This is a genomic window from Aliterella atlantica CENA595 (genome assembly GCF_000952155.1).
GTDB classification, from domain to species: Bacteria; Cyanobacteriota; Cyanobacteriia; order Cyanobacteriales; family Chroococcidiopsidaceae; genus Aliterella; species Aliterella atlantica.
This window is the reverse complement of sequence record NZ_JYON01000059.1, coordinates 1-995: the sequence shown is the minus strand read 5'-3', so window position 1 is coordinate 995 and position 995 is coordinate 1. Positions and strand designations below refer to the sequence as shown.

Below are 995 nucleotides of genomic sequence, written 5' to 3'. Positions count from 1 at the left end.
AGTCGCGGCATATTTGATACCGTAGACGACTGGCTAAAGCGCGACAGATTCGTATTCGTAGGCTGGAGCGGCATATTGCTATTTCCCTGCGCATACCTAGCCTTGGGCGGATGGCTCACAGGGACAACATTCGTCACAAGTTGGTATACACACGGGATAGCATCATCGTACTTAGAAGGAGCAAACTTCCTGACAGTAGCAGTATCGACACCAGCAGACACAATGGGACACTCATTGCTGTTCTTGTGGGGACCAGAAGCAGGCTGGAACTTCACGCGTTGGTGTCAACTAGGAGGATTGTGGGCATTTGTCGCCTTACACGGAGCATTTGCCTTAATCGGCTTTATGCTGCGGCAGTTTGAAATCGCGCGGTTAGTAGGGATAAGACCGTACAATGCCTTGGCATTTAGCGCCCCAATCGCCGTCTTTGTCAGCGTATTTTTGATGTACCCCCTGGGACAATCATCGTGGTTCTTCGCTCCCTCGTTTGGGGTAGCAGCAATCTTCCGTTTCTTATTATTCTTCCAAGGGTTCCACAACTGGACGCTCAACCCCTTCCACATGATGGGAGTAGCAGGGGTACTAGGCGGTGCATTATTGTGTGCGATTCACGGTGCGACCGTGGAAAACACCTTGTTTGAAGACTCCGAGCAATCCAACACCTTCCGCGCCTTCAACCCCACCCAATCGGAAGAAACCTACTCGATGGTGACCGCCAACCGTTTCTGGTCGCAAATTTTTGGGATTGCCTTTTCCAACAAGCGTTGGTTGCACTTCTTCATGCTATTTGTCCCGGTCACAGGTTTGTGGATGAGTGCTGTGGGCGTAGTTGGTTTAGCTTTGAACCTACGTGCTTACGACTTCACCAGCCAAGAGTTAAGAGCGGCTGAAGACCCAGAGTTTGAAACTTTCTACACCAAAAACGTGTTGCTCAATGAGGGGATCCGCGCTTGGATGGCTCCTCAAGACCAGCCTCACGAACAATTTAAATTCCC

The 995-nt window shown here is 50.6% G+C and carries 1 protein-coding gene; it reads left to right on the top strand.

The window, feature by feature from the left end; translation table 11 throughout:
• The coding region (psbD, locus tag UH38_RS24540; protein ID WP_045057341.1) for a photosystem II D2 protein (photosystem q(a) protein) at nucleotides 1–995 on the top strand (995 nt) is incomplete at both ends.